This window comes from Halocynthiibacter namhaensis (genome assembly GCF_000812685.1).
Classification (GTDB): Bacteria; Pseudomonadota; Alphaproteobacteria; order Rhodobacterales; family Rhodobacteraceae; genus Halocynthiibacter; species Halocynthiibacter namhaensis.
Map to the genome: position 1 here is coordinate 477534 of NZ_JWIF01000056.1, position 18072 is coordinate 495605.

Here is an 18072-nt window from a genome sequence, read left to right on the forward strand (position 1 = left end):
TGATGTATTCCCCGACGTCTTATTTTCGCGATACCGTAGAAATACTGTATTGGCGATGTTATATGGTTTCTGCAACGCAGCGAAACCCAGGAGACGTCCATGAGTGCAACCGCCCAAAAAACCGCCCCGCTTCCTGATGATATTCGGGCGCGAAAAGGGGGCGACCCTTTGGTCAGCCTCACGGCTTATACCACGCCGATGGCGCAGATGATGGATGCCCATTGCGATTTCGTTTTGGTCGGTGACAGCGTTGGTATGGTGCTGCACGGCTTGCCCTCGACGCTGGGTGTGACGATGGACATGATGATTATGCATGGCCAAGCCGTGGCGCGTGGGCTGCAATCCGCGATGATGGTGATCGACATGCCGTTCGGCAGTTATGAAGAAAGCCCGCAGCAAGCATTTCGCAATGCCGCCCGTTTGATGGGCGAAACGGGCGCGGGCGCGGTCAAGCTGGAAGGCGGGGCGCATATGGCGGAAACGATTGCGTTTCTGGTCGCACGCGGCATTCCAGTCATGGCGCATATCGGGTTGACGCCGCAGTCGGTGAATACGCTGGGTGGATATAAAGTGCAGGGGCGCGATGCGGGAGCTGACCTTTTGATGGCGGATGCCAAAGCAGTGTCTAATGCAGGTGCTTTTGCGGTTGTGTTGGAGAAAATTCCGGCCAGTCTCGCGGATCAAATCACCGCAGAGATCGCGATCCCGACGATTGGCATTGGCGCATCTTCCGGCTGTGACGGACAGATCCTGGTGGTGGATGACATGCTGGGTCTGTTCACGGCGTTTAAGGCGAAATTTGTGAAGCGGTATGCTGACTTGGGCGTCTCGGGTGAAGCCGCAATCGCGCAATACGCGCGTGAAGTTCGCGCCCGTGATTTCCCGGCACAAGAACATATCTTCGCTGATCAAGCCCCTGGAAAGAAATGACGGATATGACATCAACGCCCCCTCCCCAAATCATCCGAACGCTGGCTGAGCTGCGCGAGATCACCCGTGCTTGGAAACGTGCAGGCGAAACCATTGGCGTTGTGCCAACCATGGGTGCGCTGCACGATGGACATCTGTCGCTGGCGCAGGCGGCGCGGAACAGGTGTGACCGGGTGATCGTGACGATCTTTGTGAACCCAAAACAGTTCAACAACCCCGAAGACCTTGCCAATTATCCCCGAACCGAAGTTGAAGATGCGGGCAAGCTGGCGCCCATTGGTGCCGATTTGATCTGGGTTCCCGGTGGGGAACAGATGTATCCCACTGATTTCACGACGAATGTGTCCGTCGGTGGGCTTACCGATGTGATGGAAGGCGCGCATCGTCCGGGTCACTTTGATGGGGTTGCCACGGTGGTTGCGAAACTGTTTTTGCAAACCAAAGCGGATCAGGCGTTCTTCGGGGAGAAAGATTTTCAGCAGCTGATGATCGTGACTCGCATGGCGCGTGACCTGGATATTGATATCGATGTTGTGGGTTGCCCGACCATCCGTGAAGAGACGGGTCTTGCCATGTCGTCGCGCAATCTGTTGCTGTCTGATCGTGCGGCGTTGAAAGCTGCGACCCTGCATGAGGTGATGACCGACACGGTAGGTGCCCTGGCGATGGGCGCGGATTTTGCGACCTTGCAGGCCCGCGCGATGGCGCGGTTGCAGGCTGCGGATTTCACTGAGGTTGAATATTTTGAAATGCGTGCCCGCGATGATTTCACCCTGCTTGATACCGCGACGCGCCCCGCACGTTTGTTTGCCGCCGCCTGGATGGCGGGGGTGCGGTTGATCGACAATATAGAGGTGCCGGTGCAAGGGTGATCGGGCGCGCATAGGTTAACCGGCGTCAGGTCTTGGCAGAAGTTCCGCCAGCGATTGCGCCATGACGCGCGCACTTTCGACCATGTCATCGACGCCGATATATTCATCCGGTTTATGGGCGAGTTCCAGAATGCCCGGGCCGTATGCAATGCAGTTTTTCAGCTTGCCGATCCGGTCGATATGTTTCTGGTCATAGGTGCCGGGCGAGACAACATATTCCGCGTCCTTGCCCATCACATCTGAAATCGCACGCGCGACGGTTGCAACGACAGGTGCGGATTTCTCGGTCATGGTCGGCAAGACGCGGTGCATCTCACGAATGTCATAGCTGAAGTTGTCACGTTCACCTTGGACCTTGTCCAAAACATCGGTGATTTCACGCTGAACATCATTGATGTCTTCTTCAATCAGAAAACGGCGATCTACGATCATTTTGCAGCTGTCGGGCACGCAGGGGCTGGGGAGGCCCGTGAAATCGGCATCCTGTTCGACTTGGCCGCCGTGAATAGAGTTGATGTTCATGGTCGACTGGCGTGCCCCGACAGGAACCACGGGCATATCCGTGCGTTTTTGGGCGAGGGCGGGAAATAGGCTTTGTTCCATTTCATTCACCACGGCGCCCATATGGCGTACTGCGCAGTCGCCAAGGAAGGGCATGGAACCATGCGCGATTTCACCGTGGGTTTCGATTTCCGCCCACCAAACGCCGCGATGGCCCAGGCAAATACGGTCTTTTTGCAAGGGCTCGGGGATGATGACGTGCTGGACGCGTTGTGGGCTGAAGAAGCCTTTTTCAGCCAAATAAGCCACGCCACCAAAACCACCGCTTTCTTCATCGGCGGTGCCTGAGATTTCAATCGCGCCGGCGAAGTCCGGGAAAACCGAAATGAAAGCTTCGGCTGCGATGATGGAACAGGCAAGCCCGCCTTTCATGTCACATGCGCCACGCCCATAGATTTTTCCGTCATGCAGTTCCGCGCCGAACGGATCAAATGTCCAACCCTTTCCGACTTCAACCACGTCAGTGTGACTGTTGAAATGTACGCATTCCCCAGGATATTTCCCTTCATACCGGGCAACCATATTCCAGCGCGGATATTTGTCGCTGTCGCCTGGGGTGCCATGGGCGCGGATCATCTCAACGTGGAAGCCTTGGCGTTTGAGGCGGGTCTCGAGATATTCGCAGATCAGCAGGTAATTCTCGCCGGGGGGATTGAGCGTTGGGATGCGGATCAGGTCTTGGGTGAGTGCGATGAGTTCCTCACGACGACGTTCGATTTCCCGAGAAAGCTGGGCGGATGTGTCTGGGGAAAGAGCTGTGGTCAAGGGATCGGTCCTGTCGTAGCGGTTGGGACTTGCAGGCTGCCGCAGAAGTGATACGGTATCAATACCGTATCAATACGGCGCAATCAAATGAGGGTGAAATGGTTGAGTTTGCGGATCTAAATTCTGTGGCGTTCGACATGGCTCCGATTGGAATTGTACTGACGGAACAGCGCGTAATTCGCGTCGTGAATGATGTGTTCGCCGGACTGACTGGACGTCGTAAGGACGCATTGCAGGGTCTGTCGTTTCGTGAGCTTTATGACAGTCCACGCGAGTTTGATGACTTTCGCGACATCGGCATGGCAGCTTTGCAACGTGGTGAAACCTATTCAGATGAACGCTTGTTGGCGAAGCAAGGCGGGGTGGCGACGTGGTGTCGTTTTCGCGCCCGTACACTGACCCCGGCTGATCCGTTGGCGCGTGTTGTGATGACCTATGCGGCGATCTCGGATGTATCTTCAGGCGTGCGTTTAACCCCGCGTGAACGAGAGGTCGTCGTGTTTTTAAGTCAGGGCAAGACCAGCAAGGAAATTGCCTTGGTGTTGGGGCTGTCACCGCGCACAATAGAGGATGTAAGGGCGCGTTTGTTGAAAAAACTTCAGGTCAGAAATGTAACGGAACTGCTGTCTCGTTTAGCAAGTGGCGATTTCTAGAGGGGGCGTTCATGAAATTTGGAAATATTCCTGTTGCTGAAGCAGAGGGCGCGATTTTGGGGCACGGCTTGAAGGTCTCAGGGGGGCTGTTGAAAAAAGGATCGGTTTTGCGAAATCAAGACATCGTGGCCCTGTCTGACGCTGGCGTGACAGAGCTGCCGGTTGCGCAACCGGATGATGGTGATGTTGGTGAAGATCAAGCTGCGGCGCGTGTGGCGCAGGCGATTTCTGGCGCCGGGCTTAAAAACTTGGCCCCGATACATGGCCGCGTGAACCTGGTGGCAACGGCGGACGGTGTCTTGCGCGTGGACACGTCAGGTGTGACGGCGTTAAATTTAGTGGATGAGGCTGTGACATTGGCAACGTTGCAACCTTTTAGCCGTGTTTCGGCGGGCACATTGGTGGCGACCGCGAAAATGATCCCGTATTTCGTTGCAGGAAAAACTATTTCTGAGATCGAACAAGCAACCCCGCCTTTATTATCGTTATCCCCCTTTCGGGCTTTGCGCTGGGGCCTGGTTCTAACGCAGGTTGAAGGCATGAAAGACAGCCTGTTGACGAAGGCAGAGGCCGCGACACGTCGTCGGGTTGAACGGCTTGGCGGCACATTGGTTTCGGTCGAAACGGTGGATCATCGGGAAGGCCCATTGGCGCGCGCTTTAAGCGGTTTGAGCGGGGATAAGACCACGGATGTCATCTTGATATTGACGGGCTCTGCCACGTCGGATCGGGCGGATGTCGCACCCTCTGGGGTGGCGCGCTGTGGGGGGCGGGTGACGCGATTTGGGCTGCCCGTAGATCCTGGGAACCTGTTGTTTCTTGGGGAATTGGACGGGCGTCCGGTAATTGGCTTGCCGGGGTGTGCGCGATCTTTGGCACTAAACGGTGCGGATTGGATCCTGGAACGGATCGCAGCCGATATCTCTATTGACGACGTGGATCTTGCAGCCATGGGCGTTGGGGGATTGTTAAAGGACGTGCCAGAACGCGGAGAGCCGCGTCGTCGGACAAACCCGAGTTCGTCAAAGTGACGCGCGGCATTTATGTGTTGATGTTGGCAGCAGGCGCGTCACGTCGGATGCGCGGCGAGGACAAGCTGTTGCGTGAAATCCAGGGCGTCTCGTTGTTGGAGCGTTCCGTGTGCCGCGCTGTTCAAAGCGGAGCCGATGGGGTGCATGTGGTTTTGCCGTCGCGGGATGGCCCTCGGGCAGACTGTTTGGCGGATATGAACGTATCGATAACCGTCTGCGAAGAGTGTGCAGAGGGAATGGGGGCTTCGTTGCGGGCGGGTGTCTCTGGGTTGCCAGATGATGCGGCGGCGGTGATTGTTACGCTTGCGGATATGCCCGACATAGGGGCGGAGCACTATCGCAGGTTGATGGAACGCTTCAATGCCACGGCGCGGGGTGAAAAAAACTATCAGATCTTACGTGCCGTCACGGATGCGGGGCAGGTTGGGCATCCTGTGCTGTTTGGGAGCGGATGGTTCGAAAGGTTATGCCAGGCCAAGGGTGATCAGGGTGCGCGGGATATTTTGAAGCAAGAACAACGGTGTATAGAGTATGTCACAACATTTGGCGAGGGTGCTGTGGTGGATCTTGACACCCCCGAAGCTTGGGAAGGCTGGATGGCGAAACCAAATGGTTCATCGTGAAATTATGGCTTGGCGTGGCGAAGCCGCCACATATTGACGCAGACGAATGGCAAAGAACCTTGTTCCGAAGCGCGGCCCAGCCTACATGGAAGGAATGAAACGCTGGATCCCTTTTTTAAAAACTGAGAAAACCGTTGCCGTGGTGCGCCTGTCTGGTGTGATCGCAGCGGGTGGCCGGGGCTTGTCTGATGAAAAGATCGGCCCTGTGCTTGAACGCGCGTTCACCAAAGGCAAGCCTGCTGCTGTGGCATTGGTGATCAATTCGCCTGGGGGATCGCCTGTGCAGTCCTCGTTGATTGGGGCGCGTATTCGTCGTTTGTCCGATGAAAAAGGTATTCCGGTTTTCGCTTTTGTGGAAGATGTCGCTGCATCCGGCGGATATTGGTTGGCCGCAGCTGCGGACGAGATCTATGCCGACCAAAGTTCGGTGTTGGGATCAATTGGTGTGATCTCTGCCGGATTTGGACTGGAAGATTTCATTCAGCGTCATGGTGTTAACCGTCGTGTTTACACGGCGGGTACATCGAAATCGATGTTGGATCCGTTTAAAGCTGAGAACCCCGAAGATGTAGATCGTTTGAAGGGCATTTTGGAGCAAATTCACGAGGTTTTTATTGATCATGTGAAGGTGCGCCGTTCCGGAAAATTGGACGAAGCCCAAGACTTGTTTAACGGCGAGGTCCGGGTTGGTGCCAAGGCTGTTGAAGCCGGGCTTGCCGACGGCCTTGGACATATGAAAACCGTTATGAAAGAGCGGTTTGGCGAAAAATGTAACTTCCGAAACTATGGTGCAAAACGTGGGCTTTTAAGCCGTTTTGGTGCCAGTGCTGCCGACGGAATGATCGGTGCGGTCGAGGAACGTGTTGAATTCACGCGCTATGGGCTGTGATGAATGATTGTTAAGGTTGTTGTCTTATTTCTGGTGGGAATGATGGTGCTGGCCATGTTTGGCAAGCTGCGTTTTCCAGGGCAGGCGGCAATCGAGAAACAGAAATGTCCGCGTTGCGGGCGCTTTCGCATTGGTCGTGGACCATGTGCATGTGAAAAGACAAAGGGCTGACGACTGATGGATTGGATCTATGCGGGGCTTGGCCTGATTATCTTGCTATTGGCGGGTGATGTACTTGTAAAAGGTGCTGTAAACCTGTCACTGCGTTTGGGTATTCCCGCGTTGATTGTCAGCTTGACGATTGTGGCCTTCGGAACCTCAGCACCTGAACTTTTGATTGCGATTGAGGCGATTGCCGATCAAGCGCCGGGCATTGCGATGGGCAATGTTGTGGGGTCAAATACGGCCAATATCTTGCTGGTTCTAGGTGTGCCTGCGATCATGACAGGGCTGAAGTCCAGCGAATGTAATATTCGTAAAACATACATCTACATGATCCTTGCGACGTTCATCTTCATTGGCGCCAGTTTTGCTGGCCCGTTGACTTGGGTGCATGGTGTCGGCCTGTTGATTGTTTTGGCATATGTCCTAACTGATCAGGCACGCGAGGTTCTGCGTCATCGTAAATCTGGGCAAAGTTGTATGCCCTGTTGCTCTGATGCGGATGTTGAAGACGTCGAGGGCGCTGACGCGGATATGCAGGGATGGAAGATTGGCCTTTACTTGATGTTGGGCCTGATTGGGCTTCCCCTTGGCGCAAGTTTACTGGTTGATGGGGCTGTGAATATCGCGCGGACATTTGGTATCAGTGAAGCGGTGATCGGCCTGACGTTGGTCGCTGTTGGAACATCCTTGCCTGAACTTGCGACAACCGTGATGGCTGCATTGCGTCGTCAAGCAGATGTGGCGCTGGGCAATGTCATAGGCTCTAACATGTTTAACTTGCTGGCGATCATCGGTGTGGCTTCTATCATTGGAGATATCCCGGTCGATCAGCAATTCCTACGGTTCGACCTTTGGGTGATGTTGGGGGCATCTTTGATCCTCGCGCCTTTCGTCTTTTTGCGATGGAATATCACGCGGGGCTGGGGCTTTGTCCTATGTGGGTTATATGCGGCCTATATCGGTTCTATCCTGATCTGAGTCGCCGCGTTTGTTCCCAATCTTGGGCAAAATCCTTTGTAAACTTAGGCATTGCACGGAGGTATTTTGAGAACTTGTGCACTTGCTCGCAAAGCCGTTACAAAAGTGTAACTAAAATACTAATGTTATCAGGGGGTTGCTGGGCGTTGTTAAAATTCCATTTAAAATCAATACCTTGCAAAAGTGCCTAAAAAACAGGCAACTTGGTGAAAGCCGTTATTTTCTTCGCTGGGGCCCTGCCCTAAGAAAGTTACCCACGTAGTTATCCACAGAAACGGTTGATATGTTTCTTCTTGTCACAGGGTTGATAAGATTGCAGCCAATAGAGAATCACGAAAAGCCCAATGACAGAGCCTGAAAATACAGATTTCCCCGTCGATGAGACCGGAACCGCCCTTGTCGGCCATGCCTGTGTTCATAGCTATTTAAAGACGTTGGATAACTCGCCTGGCGTATATCGTATGTTGGATGAGCAGGGGAAAATTCTATATGTGGGCAAGGCACGCAGCCTAAAGAAACGCGTGTCCAATTATGCCAACCCCAACGGCCATACGCCTCGTATTCTGCGTATGATTTCCCAGACCCGGCGGATGATGTTTTTAACAACCCGCACCGAGACCGAGGCGCTGTTGTTGGAGCAGAACCTCATCAAGCAGTTAAAGCCGCATTTCAACGTGCTTCTGCGTGATGATAAAAGCTTTCCGATGATCATGCTGACCGGGCATCACGATTATCCGCAGATCAAGAAACACCGTGGGTCGCGCAAGGCCAAGGGTGACTATTTTGGGCCGTTCGCGTCCGGGCAGGCGGTGAACCGAACCCTGAACCAATTACAACGTGTTTTCATGTTACGCGATTGTTCCGACAGCATGTTTAACAGTCGCACGCGACCTTGCCTGCAATACCAGATTAAGCGGTGTAGCGGCCCGTGCACTGGTAAGGTGACTGAACAGGATTACGCAGCCAGTGTTGCGGATGCGCGGGATTTTCTGCGGGGGCGTACCAGTGGTATTCAGGCCAATTTGGCGAAGGAAATGCAGACCGCCAGTGACGCCATGGAATTTGAACGCGCAGCCGCCTTTCGGGATCGGATCAACGCGTTGACACAGGTGCAGCAAGCACAGGGGATCAATCCGCAAAACGTGGCAGAAGCCGATATCATCGCCCTTCATATGGAAGGCGGCCAGGCCTGTGTTCAGGTGTTCTTCATTCGCGCCAATCAGAACTGGGGCAATAAGGATTTCTATCCGCGCACGGGTCAAGGTGGTGAAGGCAATGAGGGTGCGGATCCAAGCGAAGTGCTGCAAGCTTTTGTGACGCAATTTTACGACAATCGCGAACCTCCACGGTTGGTGTTGATTTCGAACGCAGTGGATGACCCCGATCTGGTAGCTGAGGCGCTGACGCAGAAAGCCAGCCGAAAAGTCGAGATTTCCGTGCCGCAGCGGGGGGAACGCGCGGATCTGGTCGACAATGCCATGCGCAATGCGCGCGAAAGTCTCGCGCGTAAAATGGCCGAAACCGCGACCCAAGCGAAATTGTTGCGCGGTGTGGCACAAGCCTTTGATTTGAAAGCGCCCCCCAAACGCATTGAGGCCTACGATAACTCGCATATCCAGGGCGCGCATGCGGTTGGTGCGATGATCGTTGCGGGGCCTGAAGGCTATGTGAAAAGCCAGTATCGCAAGTTCAACATCAAGGGCGAAGACCTGACACCAGGCGATGACTTTGGCATGATGAAAGAGGTCATGACACGACGCTTTAAGCGCTTGCAAAAGGAAGACCCAAATCGCGAAACTGAGGCTTGGCCGGATCTGCTGTTGATTGATGGCGGGGCTGGTCAGGTGTCAGCAGTACGTGAGATCATGCGCGAATATGGCGTGGAAGATATTGCGATGGTGGGGGTGGCTAAGGGCCTTGACCGGGATCACGGCAAGGAAGAATTTTACCGCACGGGAAAGCGGCCCTTTGCCCTGCAGCGCAATGATCCTGTTTTATATTTCATTCAACGGATGCGCGATGAAGTTCACCGTTTTGCCATCGGCACCCACCGTGCAAAACGATCAAAAGCCATCGGTGCCACCCCATTGGATGAAGTCGCAGGCGTCGGAGCCACACGAAAACGTGCATTGCTGGCCCATTTTGGATCTGCGAAGGCAGTCAGCAGAGCCGGGCTTGAGGATCTGAAAGCGGTGGATGGCATTTCCAGCGCTTTGGCCGAGGTGATTTATGGGCATTTCCACGAAAAAGGCTGACCCGCGCGTTAACCCTGTTATGCTACGACGGAAGTCTGCGGGGACTGCGTATTATTGTGACCTTTCCCCCGGTTTATGAAGCGAGTACAAAGACCCTATGATCTGGAACATACCAAATATTTTGACCGTTATGCGTCTCTTTGCAGCCCCTGGGGTTGCCGTGATGTTTTTGTACTTTAACCGCCCTTGGGCGGATTGGTTCGCGCTTTTGCTGTTCTCAGCGGCTGCGATCACCGATTTCGTCGATGGCTATCTGGCGCGCGCTTGGGCGCAGGAAACCAAGTTCGGCGCGATGCTTGATCCGATCGCGGATAAGGCGATGGTGGTGATCGCACTTTTGGTGATCACAGGGTTTTCCGGGATGAACCCTTTGATCTTGCTGCCCGCGACTATCATCATTTTTCGCGAAGTCTTTGTGTCGGGTTTGCGCGAGTTTTTGGGTGCCAAAGCGGGGCTTTTGAAGGTTACAAAGCTGGCGAAATGGAAGACCACGGTGCAGATGGTGGCGATTGCAGTGTTGTTCGCAAGCGGTATGTTTGAACATTCTCTTGTGTCTGGCGTGGCTGGTATGGATGCGGCACTTGTTGATCAGATTTTTGCAGGCGAAATCGAAGATGATTTCAACATCGTCCGTGCTTATTGGGGCGAATTTGTCACTTGGCATGCGGGCGTCGCATTGCTGTGGGGCGCGGGTTTACTGACCTTAATCACCGGCTGGGATTACTTCGCAAAGGCACGTCCTTTTTTGAAAGAAAACGATGATGACGCTTGATATTCTATATTTTGCATGGCTGCGGGAACGCGTTGGCGAACCACGGGAAGTTGTTGAAACCAACGTTGAAACAGTCGCGGATCTCGTCGCTGAACTGGTGGCTAAAGACGAACGATATGCCCTGGCATTTGCTGACATGTCATCCTTACGCGTGGCCATAGATCAAGAATTGACAGACTTCACCGCGTCGCTGAAGGGCGCGCGCGAAGTTGCGTTTTTCCCACCCATGACAGGCGGCTGACATGGACATCCGCGTTCAAGAAGAGCCGTTTCATTTCGGCACCGAGGCCCAAGCTTTTTCCGATGCGCAGGACGGTGCGGGCGCGATTGTGACGTTCACAGGGCTCGTGCGCGATTTGCCCGGAACCCCGCTGGATGTAATGGAGATCGAACATTACCCCGGCATGACGGAACGGGCGCTTGCAAAAATTGCTCAAGATGCGTCAAAACAGTGGGAATTGTCAGGCAGTCTGATCATTCACCGTTTTGGTGCGATGCGTCCCGGCGATCAGATTATGATGGTTGCAACCGCTTCCAAGCATCGTAAAGATGCGTTTGAAGCCGCGGAATTTTTGATGGATTTTCTGAAATCCCGCGCCCCATTCTGGAAGCGTGAAATCACAGCAGACAACACATCTTGGGTTGAAAGCAAACCCGAGGATGAAGATGCGTTAAGTCGCTGGGATCACATCCAATAAGGTAGAAAAATCATCAGACCGGTGATGACAGCAAGGCACGCGCAGATAAAAACTGCGCCAGCGGCCACATCTTTTGCGCGCTGTACGTCTTCGGAAAATTGAGGCGAAACGACATCGCATAGGTGCTCAAAAGCAGTGTTCATTGCCTCTGCGAACCAGACCAATCCGATCATCAGGAAAATCCATAGCCAGTCGCCGCGCGCGATGCCGCTGGCCAGGCCCAGAATAACGGTGATCACGGCTAAGGCCAAATGTACCCGTGCGTTGTGCTGGGTTCTCAGCATGAAACACAACCCATCTAGCGCAAACCGAATGCTGCGCAGGCGACTAAGGATGAACTGGGTGATGAGTGTCATGCATTTACCTTTTTCTGCAAAGTCCAAGAAATTGCCAGCGCCGATTTGCGGCTTCGATATCGTATTACACCGGGAAGGCCACCGAGAAATGCGGCGAGAAAAATACAACAGGTCATGGGGTTTCCTTAATCCTGAGTGTGATAGACGCTTTCGTTGCTAAGCTTGGCGATAATGGGATGTGGGCCATGCCAGCGTGATCTGCTGTTGACGTGCCAGAGCTGTCCCCAAGCCAGGTGATGGCCGCATGGGGTTGCGCATTTCCGATGTTGACGGGTAGATCGCCCTTCCAAGGTGCGACAGGGTGTAGACACACCTGAAGATACCCATCGGCGTGTTCTGCCTTGCTGACATTTAGGTGTGCATATTCGCTGGTTTCCAAGGTCAGTTGTCTGTGGGCGGCAAGGGGATGAAGCATGAGGTGCCGTAGGGCATTCCCTTGATTTAGGCGGGCGATCAATTCCGTCATATGTGCAAAAACCGAGGCCTGTTTGCGCATCAATGTGGCCCCGTTGAGCGTGGATGGGCACTCATTTTCAAGCATTTGGAGTGCGAGTTCACACGCTTCGCGATCCCCCATCTCTGCGGCGGCCGCGGCAAAGCCCGAAAGACTTGCAGCGCGCGAAAAACGATAGTCGCCCGTGTCGATTTTCCAGAAATGAGACAGTCTAAGCTGACCGCCTTCAATGGATTTGTGTCTGGCGATTGCCCATTGCTGTTGCGCGATATCGGGGAAAGATGTGTTCCACCACAGAGACGGATAGGCTTCGGCAACCGCACCACCGACATGGGGTGATGGGATGCCTGCACGAGAAGAGCGGAACGGAAGGATACGCCCATCGGCTGCTGTGAATTCATGATCAATAGAGGCGCGAAAGGATCCTTGAATTTCCGCCCAAGCTGAGGTTCCATTTTTGCGGTCATGTGCAATCGCGGCGCTTGCGCCGATGGCATTACACAACGGGTATATCCAGTTGGGCTCGCATGGCATAAGGGTGAATTCTGACTGGTTCCACCCTCGATACAGGGCGTTGATCAAGCTCGGGTGATCATAGGTGAACCGCCGTTTTCCGTTGTCTAATATTAGGGCGTGTTCCGTGCTGAATTGCATGTCACCTGTCGCGGCCTGAAACATCGCAATCTGGGCCGCAAGGAACCCCGTATACATGATATTGTCACGCGCGATTGGGTCTGAGTTCAGGTCAAAATTTCCCCAAGCATTTTCGAATTGCCAGTATCGCCAAATGCGTGGATCTGTTTGTTTTAGGATTAAGTTTTCCTGAGCTGAGCGTAGGTACCCTCGAAAGGCAGGAAGGCGCGCGTTCAGCAGTGATAACGCATAGCCTGTTTGCGCAATCTGATAGCGGGTGGCGGCGGTTTGAAACTGGTCAACAAACTGAAAGCCATCAAATTTTTCGACGGGTTGCAATGCGCGATCCAATGCGAACCGGGTCAGGGCAAGCGTTTCATCGGTCAGTGGTTCGTGTGGATTTTCTTTGGGGGAGGTAAAGGCCGGTGGTGGTGACATTGGCGAATTGACGGAACGTTTGCAGATTGGAAGCAACGCAAAGCCGATCAATAAAATCGGGCCGGAGAACGTCTGAATTGGGCCCAAATCCAAGTATGCTGTGGGGCTAAGCCATGCGGAAATATACGCTGAGGCCACCCAGATAAAAGGTGGAAGAATGATATTCCCAGCACCGAACCAGAACACGATTGATGCACCGAAGATCGCGAGTGTCACAAGGAAGGCGGCGAGATGACCCATCCATGCTGGAAGACCGAAACACCGTAACCCGCCGTCATCAAACACAGATAACAAAAAACCAGCCCCGGGAAAGCCCAGCCCAGACCCGAACGCCTTCCAAAACGCTGAGGTGGAAAAAGTGAGTACCGCCACCGAAATTAGAAAAACGCAAAACAGGCCAAACAGAAAACGGGTCTGCTTTTTTCTGGTGACTGGCCCGTTCATATCAACCTTGATTCTGGCGTTCGATCCAACTGCGCAATTCTTCGGCTTCCTGGCGTGCGGCCCTTAGACCGTCCATTGCTGCCGCCAATTCAGCCTCGGTTTGGGACAATTGGCTTGTGACTTCGGCTTCGCGCTGATGGGCCCATGTGATGGCCTGATCGCGGGTCTCTTCTGCGTCGTGTAGAGATTGGGCCATTTGATCGAGTTCGCCCAAATCGCCTTGGGATACGCGTGTGAATTTGTTGACCAACCAATGTGCGAACCAGCCCAATAGGAAGGTCACAAAGAGGATCACTGCGATGATAAGGATCAGTTCGGTACGGTTATTCATTGCTTTCCTCGGTGTTCTCTGCCGGTGGGTCCGTAGGTGTTTCACCTTCGGCTGTGTCTTCCACGGGAAGTTCTTCAATCAGGATAAATTCGATGCGTCGGTTGGCTTCACGCCCTGCGTCAGTGTCGTTGCTGGCGATCGGGTTTTCCTCGCCGTAGCCTTTGGCGGTTAGGCCCGCTGTCAGAATGCGGCGTGCCATCAATGCGTTCAAAACAGCATCCGCGCGCGATTGGCTAAGCTGTAAGTTCATCGCTTCGCGACCTTGGCTGTCTGTATGACCCGAGATCTCCATTTTTACGTGAGAACAGGTGTTCACGATCTCTGCAATTGTCCGCAAAGTATCGCCACTTCCGGCTGCAATATTTGCGGATCCAGGTGAGAAAGCAAGTTTTGTCGCCCCCAATATGGCATTAATGTTGCTGACACATTCTTCTGGTGTTGGCAGGTCTGAATTGGGATCAAGGGCCTCGATATATTCGACTTCAATTGCGAAATCTTCTGATGTGCCAAGCTTTTCTGACAACACGCGTGCAATGTCAGCGTTGGCGTCCGGGTTGCCTGTTTTTCCGCGGATAGAGACGTGGTTTTCTTCGATTAAGACCGATCCGCTTTCGAGAATAGCCAGAGCTTCGATGCCAGACAATACGCGAATGGGCCAACCTTCGGGCAGTTCGGAATCAAGGCGGGTTGCAGCGTAAACTTGTTCTTCCCCAAAGCGGGCAGCTGCATAGCTTTCGACGGCAGTTTTTGTGCGCTCATCCGTCATTCGTCCACGCATTTGGACCTGGCCTTCAGGGCTTAATGTGACTGTAAATTCTGGTGGCTGCTGTTCAGTTTCTGTTGCGATAACCGGGAAAACGCTGTGCAAGGAAAACACATCGGGCAGGTCGGCTTCCAGTTCAGCGGTGGCGGTTTCGAATATATCCGCGTCGCTGCCTTCTGCGGCAATAAGGGTGATATCTGCATCAGAGAAGGTGACCGATCCATCGCCAATTTTGGCCAATGCTTTCAAAGCCAAGCTAACCGCTTCGCCCCATTTGGGCGATGGGTTGCCAAGCGCGATTGAGCAATTGGCAGGCCCGTTATGCCCAGCCTGTTCAGCGGCAAGAAGAATTTCGATCCGGCTGTCGTCGGTGTCCGTGAAGCAGGCGTCAAAACGACCTTCCCCGTCTTCACGCAAAAACCGCAAGGTAAATGGGGAAACAACGGCACGCGGGGCAGAGATATCAAGTTGTACGTCCAGCCCGTCTGGTGCCGTGCGCGCCAGTTCGCGTTTTAGCCGACTGCGGTCGTCTGTACTGGCGCTATTGGCCTCGATGATCACGCGGCCAGGATGTACGGAAATTTTGCTGTGCGGCAGAGTGGCCAGCGCATTTACGGCATAGGCCATCGCGATGTTCCAGCCTTGGGGGGCGTCATAATCAGCCGCTTCCAGCATGTCAGAGACGCTTGTGTCACCGGTGAGATCGGCGATGGTGTCTGCGATCTGGCTGCGGTCGGTTGATGTCGGAATGAGGCCGATCAAGGACACCTGATCATCGTTGCGCAAGATTTCAATCGAGAAATCAGGGGGGATAAACGCCGCACTTGCCTCAACCTGCATATCATCGCGGATGCGATATGAATCCACGACTTCACCAGCAATGGTTAGCGCGTGAAAGCGTGCAGATTCGCGGGGGGCAATGCCGGTTAGGCGCAGGTGTAAACCTTCCGCTTCGACTTGGGCCCAATCTTCGCCTTGCAGCAATAAGGCGCTGCGCACCCCTTCTTCGGAGCTGCGTTCAATGCGATCAACGGACAGATTTGCAGCCAACAATGACACTGCGGCGGCGCCGGTAAAAATGGAAAAAATGGCTACGATGGACTTAAGCTGCATCCGATCTCTCTCTTGCTTCATCTCTGCTTACGCCTGCGCGGCCTTGGGTTCAATCAAAGCATGGCTGAAACGGCGAAAAACAGCGCAGGGATGACGCCTGTGTTCCGGTTTTCGCGGAAAAGGTTAAGACACGCGTCTGGATCGTTGATATTGAGGCGACGAATTTGTGTCATCAGGTGCATTCCGAACGCCCATGGTCCGCCCAAGGCGATGACCAACGATAAAATATTCCCCTTGGGCAGCAAGGCGCCAATCACTGCAAGCGCCATTATGGTGACCGATAGCATCAAGAACCTGCGCAACCAACTGGCGGTGTTTTCGCCGAACAGGCGCGCAGTGGACTTAACGCCGATCATTGCGTCGTCTTCTTTGTCCTGATGGGCATAGATCGTGTCGTAAAATAGGGTCCAGATGATGCCCGCGATGTAAAGCAGGATGGCAGGTGCTTCAAGCGTGCCGCGATGTGCGGTCCAGGCGACAAGCACACCCCAGTTGAATGCAAGCCCAAGGAACATTTGCGGCCACCAGGTGAAACGTTTTGCGAAGGGATAAATCGCGACCAGCACAAGGGATGAAATCGCAAGAATAATCGTAGTGACGTTGAAGGTGATCAGAACCAATCCCCCGATCACCATCTGCAAAAACATCCAAACAAGGGCCTGTTTCACACTGACTTGGCCTGAAGGGATCGGGCGTGATTTCGTGCGTTCCACTTTGCCGTCGTAATTGCGATCCGTGATGTCATTCCAGGTGCAGCCCGCGCCGCGCATGAAGAACGCACCAATGCCGCAACCAATAGCGATCCAAAGATCAAACAGGACAAACCCATCCATGGCACCTGCCAAGGTCAAACCCCACCAGCAGGGCAACAGCAAAAGCCAGGTGCCAATGGGGCGGTCTGCGCGTGACAAACGAAGATAGGGTCGCGTCCATGCGGGGGCATAGGAATCAACCCAATTTCCGGTGTAAGCGTCGGCAACTTGACCTTCAGTCTCTGTGCCCTCTGGCATTCCGTCGTTCCCGGACATATGTTCCGCCTTATGACAGGTTCAAAAATCAGACTTTATGTAGACCATGATCTGGCCTCGGGGCAATCCATTGCGCTGACGCGAGAGCAATCAAACTATCTTTTTGCCGTAATGCGGTTGGAAGCGGGCACACAGGTGTCGCTGATCAACAGTCGTGACGGCGAATATTTGGCGGATATTGTGGTGGCGAATAAGAAAAACGGTATTTTGGTTTGCCAAGATCAGGTGAAGCCATTGCTTTTACCGCCAGACCTGTGGCTGATGTTTGCGCCAGTGAAAAAGGACCGCACCGCGTTTATCGTGGAAAAAGCCACTGAGATGGGCGTGCGTGAAATTGTCCCGGTGATGACCGATTACACACACTTTGACCGCATCCGTTGGGATAAAATGGATTTGCAAGCGGTCGAAGCAGCTGAGCAATGCGGCGGCACCTATGTGCCGGGTATCGAGATGATGGAAAAACTATCGGATGTTCTGGCCAATTGGCCGGCTGAACGTCAGATCTTGTTTTGTGATGAAAGCAAGGTTGGCGAGGCGACATCTTTGAAAGATCTTCCCGTGGACAAAGATGCATCTTGGGCCGTTCTGATCGGCCCCGAAGGTGGGTTTTCTGAGGCGGAGCGCGACCTACTGCGCGCCCATCCAAACACACATGCGATTTCCCTTGGCCCCCGCATTTTACGCGCGGACACGGCCGCGATTGCCGCATTAACCCTATGGCAAACGCAATTGGGCGATTGGGGATGAGCTTCATCCGGCCCGAAGTCGCGTCGCTTTTGATACGGTGGTTGGCGCCGGCGATGCTTGGTTTGCTTTTGATGTTTTTCCTGCGTTTGCTGTTCTCAGGGAACGTCGTTTGGATGATGGTCGGCGGGATCGGCAGTGTGGCCAGCGGGTATTTTCTATGGTTCCAAATCAAATTGGCCCGGATCGTTCGGCGCGAAGGTGGCGCGGGTGTTGTGGAAGTGGTTGAACGTGAATTCAGTTGGCTTACGGCGGATGGCGGCACACGGTTTTCACTTGATGACGTGGTAAAGGTCGAAATTGAAACCAATGACCAAGGGCCTGTTGCGGAAGATCTATTTTGGTATTTCACGTTGGTGGATGGCAGCTGCCATGAAGTTGGGGGTTCGGCCGCAAAAGGCGCGTCTATCGTTGATTTACTGGCCGGTTTTCCCGATGCGGACTACGAAAACGTCATTAAAGCGTCGTCATCAACCATCTGTGATCGCTTTCTGATATGGCAAAAACGCGATTGAACACTGGTAATTTCATCGTTACCGATTAAGTGCTTATGATCCGCGCAAGAACCTACGCGCC

19 protein-coding genes are annotated in these 18072 nt (G+C 53.8%); 13 read left to right on the top strand and 6 right to left on the bottom strand.

Going from position 1 to position 18072, the window contains the following annotated elements; translation table 11 throughout:
• Positions 1 to 99: 99 nt before the first annotated feature.
• Both panB and panC read left to right on the top strand, forming a co-directional pair.
• Positions 100 to 930, top strand: a complete 831-nt coding sequence (gene panB / locus RJ38_RS10315; RefSeq protein ID WP_039018725.1) for a 3-methyl-2-oxobutanoate hydroxymethyltransferase — start codon at positions 100 to 102, stop codon at positions 928 to 930.
• A 5-nt stretch (positions 931 to 935) separates the two neighbouring features.
• Complete coding sequence (gene panC / locus RJ38_RS10320; RefSeq protein WP_039018920.1) at positions 936 to 1802, top strand: pantoate--beta-alanine ligase; 867 nt, start codon at positions 936 to 938, stop codon at positions 1800 to 1802.
• Between the two features lie 15 nt (positions 1803 to 1817).
• On the opposite strand, the gene RJ38_RS10325 is transcribed toward panC, so the two are convergent.
• Positions 1818 to 3128, bottom strand: coding sequence for an acetylornithine deacetylase/succinyl-diaminopimelate desuccinylase family protein (locus tag RJ38_RS10325; protein ID WP_039018726.1), 1311 nt, complete (start codon positions 3126 to 3128; stop codon positions 1818 to 1820).
• 98 nt (positions 3129 to 3226) lie between these two features.
• Here RJ38_RS10325 and RJ38_RS10330 point away from each other — a divergent pair, with 98 nt between their 5' ends.
• The 9 genes from RJ38_RS10330 (at position 3227) to RJ38_RS10375 (ending at position 11192) form a co-directional block, all read left to right on the top strand.
• A complete protein-coding gene (locus RJ38_RS10330) occupies positions 3227 to 3781 on the top strand; it encodes a PAS and helix-turn-helix domain-containing protein (RefSeq protein WP_039018727.1) in 555 nt (184 codons plus the stop codon).
• Positions 3782 to 3792: 11 nt separating this feature from the next.
• A complete protein-coding gene (locus RJ38_RS10335; RefSeq protein WP_039018728.1) occupies positions 3793 to 4812 on the top strand; it encodes a molybdopterin-binding protein in 1020 nt (339 codons plus the stop codon).
• Positions 4809 to 5435 (top strand): nucleotidyltransferase family protein, encoded by a 627-nt coding sequence (locus RJ38_RS10340; RefSeq protein WP_052245319.1) that lies wholly within the window; start codon positions 4809 to 4811, stop codon positions 5433 to 5435. The genes RJ38_RS10335 and RJ38_RS10340 overlap by 4 nt, the downstream gene beginning before the upstream one ends.
• Before the next feature lie 94 nt (positions 5436 to 5529).
• A complete protein-coding gene (locus RJ38_RS10345) occupies positions 5530 to 6324 on the top strand; it encodes a S49 family peptidase (RefSeq protein WP_039018922.1) in 795 nt (264 codons plus the stop codon).
• Between the two features lie 174 nt (positions 6325 to 6498).
• On the top strand, positions 6499 to 7467 hold the full coding sequence (locus RJ38_RS10355; protein WP_039018730.1) for a calcium/sodium antiporter: 969 nt from the start codon (positions 6499 to 6501) through the stop codon (positions 7465 to 7467).
• 344 nt (positions 7468 to 7811) lie between these two features.
• Positions 7812 to 9722, top strand: a complete 1911-nt coding sequence (gene uvrC / locus RJ38_RS10360) for an excinuclease ABC subunit UvrC (protein WP_039018731.1) — start codon at positions 7812 to 7814, stop codon at positions 9720 to 9722.
• Positions 9723 to 9819: 97 nt separating this feature from the next.
• Positions 9820 to 10494, top strand: coding sequence for a CDP-diacylglycerol--glycerol-3-phosphate 3-phosphatidyltransferase (gene pgsA, locus RJ38_RS10365; protein ID WP_039018732.1), 675 nt, complete (start codon positions 9820 to 9822; stop codon positions 10492 to 10494).
• Positions 10484 to 10735: a molybdopterin converting factor subunit 1 gene (gene moaD, locus RJ38_RS10370; RefSeq protein ID WP_039018923.1), complete on the top strand. Its 252-nt coding sequence runs from the start codon at positions 10484 to 10486 to the stop codon at positions 10733 to 10735. Before pgsA ends, moaD begins: the two co-directional genes overlap by 11 nt.
• 1 nt (position 10736) lies before the next feature.
• Positions 10737 to 11192: a molybdenum cofactor biosynthesis protein MoaE gene (locus RJ38_RS10375; RefSeq protein WP_039018733.1), complete on the top strand. Its 456-nt coding sequence runs from the start codon at positions 10737 to 10739 to the stop codon at positions 11190 to 11192.
• Here the strand turns inward: RJ38_RS10375 and RJ38_RS10380 are convergent.
• The 5 genes from RJ38_RS10380 to ubiA all read right to left on the bottom strand — a co-directional run bounded on the left by RJ38_RS10380 (position 11180) and on the right by ubiA (position 16752).
• A complete protein-coding gene (locus RJ38_RS10380) occupies positions 11180 to 11548 on the bottom strand; it encodes a diacylglycerol kinase family protein (RefSeq protein ID WP_039018734.1) in 369 nt (122 codons plus the stop codon). The genes RJ38_RS10375 and RJ38_RS10380 overlap by 13 nt on opposite strands.
• A gap of 112 nt (positions 11549 to 11660) precedes the next feature.
• Positions 11661 to 13358, bottom strand: a complete 1698-nt coding sequence (locus tag RJ38_RS18170; protein ID WP_238321682.1) for a linalool dehydratase/isomerase domain-containing protein — start codon at positions 13356 to 13358, stop codon at positions 11661 to 11663.
• Between the two features lie 160 nt (positions 13359 to 13518).
• Positions 13519 to 13848, bottom strand: coding sequence for a hypothetical protein (locus RJ38_RS10390; protein ID WP_039018735.1), 330 nt, complete (start codon positions 13846 to 13848; stop codon positions 13519 to 13521).
• Entirely contained in the window at positions 13841 to 15745 is a 1905-nt protein-coding gene (locus RJ38_RS10395; RefSeq protein ID WP_238321675.1) for an OmpA family protein, read from the bottom strand. Before RJ38_RS10395 ends, RJ38_RS10390 begins: the two co-directional genes overlap by 8 nt.
• Before the next feature lie 32 nt (positions 15746 to 15777).
• On the bottom strand, positions 15778 to 16752 hold the full coding sequence (gene ubiA, locus RJ38_RS10400; protein WP_082005702.1) for a 4-hydroxybenzoate octaprenyltransferase: 975 nt from the start codon (positions 16750 to 16752) through the stop codon (positions 15778 to 15780).
• A gap of 12 nt (positions 16753 to 16764) precedes the next feature.
• On the opposite strand from ubiA, the gene RJ38_RS10405 reads away from it, so the two are divergent.
• Together RJ38_RS10405 and RJ38_RS10410 are read left to right on the top strand one after the other, a co-directional pair.
• Positions 16765 to 17499, top strand: a complete 735-nt coding sequence (locus tag RJ38_RS10405; protein WP_039018926.1) for a 16S rRNA (uracil(1498)-N(3))-methyltransferase — start codon at positions 16765 to 16767, stop codon at positions 17497 to 17499.
• Entirely contained in the window at positions 17496 to 18011 is a 516-nt protein-coding gene (locus tag RJ38_RS10410; protein ID WP_039018737.1) for a hypothetical protein, read from the top strand. The genes RJ38_RS10405 and RJ38_RS10410 overlap by 4 nt, the downstream gene beginning before the upstream one ends.
• The last annotated feature ends 61 nt before the right edge of the window (positions 18012 to 18072 follow it).